Origin of the sequence: Piscinibacter sp., assembly GCF_050175855.1 — a bacterium.
Lineage (GTDB): Bacteria > Pseudomonadota > Gammaproteobacteria > Burkholderiales > Burkholderiaceae_C > Piscinibacter.
The window spans coordinates 1-4,120 of sequence record NZ_JBFXIO010000420.1 but is presented as its reverse complement, the minus strand read 5'-3'; the positions used below and the strand labels follow the sequence as shown (position 1 = coordinate 4,120).

4 protein-coding genes are annotated in these 4,120 nt (G+C 72.5%); all 4 read left to right on the top strand.

Annotated elements, in window-relative coordinates:
- A partial coding sequence (locus AB7U92_RS22940) for a TonB-dependent receptor domain-containing protein (RefSeq protein WP_428582464.1) occupies nt 1-1,282 on the top strand: 1,282 nt, incomplete at its 5' end.
- Between the two features lie 124 nt (nt 1,283-1,406).
- Nucleotides 1,407-2,429: an AAA family ATPase gene (locus AB7U92_RS22935; RefSeq protein WP_428582462.1), complete on the top strand. Its 1,023-nt coding sequence runs from the start codon at nt 1,407-1,409 to the stop codon at nt 2,427-2,429.
- A 6-nt stretch (nt 2,430-2,435) separates the two neighbouring features.
- Nucleotides 2,436-3,281, top strand: coding sequence for a DUF58 domain-containing protein (locus tag AB7U92_RS22930; protein ID WP_428582460.1), 846 nt, complete (start codon nt 2,436-2,438; stop codon nt 3,279-3,281).
- The coding region (locus AB7U92_RS22925) for a hypothetical protein (protein WP_428582458.1) at nt 3,278-4,120 on the top strand (843 nt) is incomplete at its 3' end. The genes AB7U92_RS22930 and AB7U92_RS22925, both read left to right, overlap by 4 nt.

Below are 4,120 nucleotides of genomic sequence, written 5' to 3'. Positions count from 1 at the left end.
CGAGAACCTCCCGAAGTCGAGCCAGCGCGGGACCGGCCTCGCGCTGCAGTCCAACCACAGGCTGGGCGGCCAGCAGCTGACCGTGGGCGCCACCTTCGACCGCGCGCGCAGCAACTTCGAGCAGACCGAGGCGGAGGGCGACCTCGACGCCACCCGCGCCGTGGTGCCCACCGACGATCCGGAAGTCGACGCGCTGATCTCGGGCACGACGCGCACCGCCAGCGTCTTCGTGCACGACCTGATCTCGCTGGCACCGAACCTGCAGCTCACGCTGGCCGGCCGCTACAACGACACCCGCGTCAGCACCGTCGACGACGGCCGCATCCAGCTCGGCCTGCCGACCACGCTCGACGGCGAAGGGCGGTACCGGAAGTTCAACCCGGCCGCCGGCCTGACCTGGCAGGCCAGCTCGTCGATGACGGTCTTCGGCAGCCTCAGCCAGGGCAACCGCGCGCCCAGCCCGATCGAGCTGGGCTGCTCCGACCCGGCCAACGCCTGCGTGCTGCCCAACGCGCTGCAGTCCGACCCGCCGCTCAAGCAGGTGGTGTCGCGCACGCTGGAAGTCGGCGCGCGCGGCAAGTTCGCGCCGGCGCTGAACTGGAACGCCGCGCTGTTCCACACCGTCAACAGCGACGACCTGCTGTTCATCAGCAACGGGCTGGCGGCCGGCTACTTCACCAACTTCGGCCGCACGCAGCGCCAGGGCCTGGAGCTCGGCCTGTCGCAGCAGTACAGCAGCTTCGGCTGGTCGGCGAGCTACAGCTACCTGCGCGCCACCTACCAGTCGTCGGCCTGCATCGTGGCCGAGCACAACAGCAGCGCCGAGGCCAGCCCGAACTGCACCGGCGACGACGAGATCGAGATCCGCCCCGGCGACTCGATCCCCGGCCTGCCGCGGCACAGCTTCAAGCTCGCCGCCGACTGGCTGGCGCTGCCGGGCTTGAGCGTGGGCGCGCAGCTGCGCGCGTACTCCGGCCAGTACGTGCGCGGCAACGAGAACAACCAGCACCAGCCCGATGGCGTGGACTTCAACGGTGCCGGCCGCATCGGCGGCTTCGCGGTGGTCGACCTGACGGGCAGCTGGAAGTTCGGCAGGAATGTCGAGCTGTTCGGCAAGGTGGCCAACGTGTTCGACCGCCGCTATGCGACCGCCGGTCTGCTCGGAGAGAACGCCTTCGATGCCGCCGGCGCGCTGCAGGCGCCGGCCGATTGGCGCGCCGAGCAGTTCGTCGGGCCGGGCGCGCCGCGCGCCGCCTGGGTGGGCGTGCGCATGAGCTTCTGACGCCGCTGCCTGCGGCTTGCCTCTTGCTTGGCTGACTGCGCGCGGCGCCCTATGCGCCGCACGCGACGCATTGTGTGCCGCTCCATGGCACCATGCGCGCAGAACGAGGCAGAGGAGACGCTGCATGGATCGCAACGATGCGCTGCTGGCCGACTGGCGGCAGCGCGCGCTGGCCCTGGAAGCCGAGGTCGGCAAGGCAGTGATCGGCCAGGACCGCATCCTTCGGCTGGTCAACACCGCGGTGTTCGCGCGCGGCCACGTGCTGCTGCAGGGCGACGTCGGCGTCGGCAAGACCACGCTGCTGCGCGCCTTCGCGCAGGTGCTCGGTGGTGCCTTCGCGCGCACCGAGGGCACGGTCGACCTGATGCCCAACGACCTCGTCTACTACACCTACATCAGCGAGGAAGGCCGGCCCGCGGTCGAGCCCGGCCCGTTGATCCGCCACGGCGAAGACCTGGCGATCTTCTTCTTCAACGAGATCAACCGCGCCCGGCCGCAGGTGCATGCGCTGCTGCTGCGCGTGATGGCCGAGCGCAGCGTGTCGGCCTTCAACCGCGAGTTCCGCTTCCCCCACCTGCTCGTGTTCGCCGACCGCAACCGCGTCGAGCGCGAGGAGACCTTCGAGATCAGCTCCGCCGCGCGCGACCGCTTCATGATGGAGATCACCATCGAGCCGCCGGCCGACGACGCGATGCGCCGCGCGCTGATGTTCGACCCGCGCTTCCACGACACCGACCGGCTGGTGGGCGCGCTGCAGCCGGCAATGGTCGAGCACCGCGAGCTCAACGGCGTGGCCGAGGCGATCCAGCGCAGCGTGCAGGCCAGCGACGCGCTGCAGGACTACGCGCTGCGCCTGTGGCGTGCCACCGCCGAGCCGCAGGCCTTCGGCGTGACGCTGCCCGACCTCGACGTGTCGCAGCTGATGCTCGCCGGCGCCAGCCCGCGCGGCATGAGCCTGCTGCTGCGTGCTTCGCGCGTGGCCGCCTGGCTGCAGGGGCGCAGCTACGTGACGCCGGAAGACGTGCAGGCCGTGTTCATCGAGACCATCGCGCACCGGCTGTGCTACCAGCCGGTGTACGAACTGCACCGACACGAGATCTCGCCGCGGCTGATGGCGGCGATCCTCGCGGCGGTGGCGGCGCCCTGAATCGCGATGGTCCGAATTCGGGAACTGCACTACCGCATCGCCGGCGCGGCCACCGGGCTGTTCCCCGGCGCGCACCGCAGCCGCAGCGGCGCGGCCGGCTTCGAGTTCCGCGGCCACGCGGCGCTGCAGGACGCGCCCGACGCCCGCCGCCTCGACCTGCACGCCAGCCTGCGCGATCCGTTCGGCAACTGGATCGTGCGGCTGCACAGCGAGCGCAAGTCGATCCCGGTGATGGTGGTGGCTGACCTGTCGGCGTCGATGGGCTTCGAGGGCGCGCAGCGCAAGCTCGACGTGCTGGCCGACTTCACCGAGAGCCTGGCCTGGTCGGCCTGGCGCACCGGCGACAGCTTCGGCTTCGTCGGCTGCGACGAGCGCGTGCACCCCGACTTCACCCAGCCGCAGACGCGCACGCGCGGCGCCGGCATCGCGCTGGCCGGGCGGCTGCGCGCGCTGCAGCCCGAAGGGCGCTCGGCCGCCGCGCTGCGCGAGGCACATCGCCACCTGCCGCGCCAGCGCGGGCTGGTGTTCCTCGTCTCCGACTTCCACCTCGACCTCGACGAACTGGAGGCCGTGCTCGACAGCCTGGCCCCGCACGACATCGTGCCGGTGGTGCTGTGGCAGCGCGCCGAGTTCGGGCTGTCGGCACCGCGCGGCCTGGCCCAGGTGCGCGAGCCGGAGAGCGGCGCGGTGCGCTGGCTGTGGTGGCGGCCGGCGCTGGCCGAGCGCTGGCAGGCCGCGCACGAGGCGCGCCGCGAAGCCCTGCTGGCGAAACTGCGAGCGCGGCGGCTCGCACCGCTGTTCATCGAGGGCGCCTTCGACGCCGACGCGGTCACCCGCCACTTCCTCGCATGAAGCGCGTGCTGCTTGCCCTGGTGCTGACGCTCGCCGCCGCCGCGCAGGCGGCCGACGACACCGTGCTGCGCATCGACGCCGAGGAGCCGCGGGCCTACGGCTACCAGGTGGGCGACCACCTGCAGCGCCGCGTCGTCGTGCACGTGCCCTCGGGCTGGACGCTCGACGAGACCTCGCTGCCCCAGCCCGGCGGGCGAGGCCTTGCGCTGGAACTTCGCTCGGTGCAGCGCTCGGTCGAAACGGTCGTCGGCGGCCAGCGCCTGCAGCTCGATCTCGACTACCAGGTCTTCCTCGCGCCGGCGGCGCCGCGCACGGTGGAGATCGGTGCGCACCGCTTGCGCTTCGCCGTGGCCGGCCGGGTGGAAGAGGCACTGATCGAAGCCTGGCCGGTGACCATCGCGCCCCTGGTCCAGGTCGACGCGCCGACGCGCCGCGGCCTCGGCGAGATGCAGCCCGACCGGCCGCCGTTGCGGGTCGATACCGCGGCGCCACGAGGACGGCTCACCGTCTACGCCGTGCTGGCCGCGCTGCTGGCGGCCGGCCTGGCGCTGGCCTACCTCGGCCCGCCGTGGCGCGCGGCGCGCAACCGGCCGTTCGGCCGGGCCTGGCGCCAGTTGCGCGGCCTGCCGGCACAGCCCGACGACGCGCGCTGGCGGCAGGCCTGCGTGGCGCTGCACGAGGCCCTCAACCGCAGTGCCGGTGAGGTGCTTTTCGAGCGCGGGCTCGACGACTTCGTGCAGCGCCAAGCCGGCTTCGCGCCTCTGCGCGACGACCTGCAGCGCTTCCTGCGCAAGACCAGCGCGCAGTTCTTCGGCGGCGCCACGCGCGAGCCCGACGAC

Coding starts and splice junctions, on each gene's coding strand:
- AB7U92_RS22935 (WP_428582462.1), top strand. CDS start 1,407: ATGGATCGCAACGATGCGCTGCTGGCCGACTGGCGGCAGCGCGCGCTG.
- AB7U92_RS22930 (WP_428582460.1), top strand. CDS start 2,436: ATGGTCCGAATTCGGGAACTGCACTACCGCATCGCCGGCGCGGCCACC.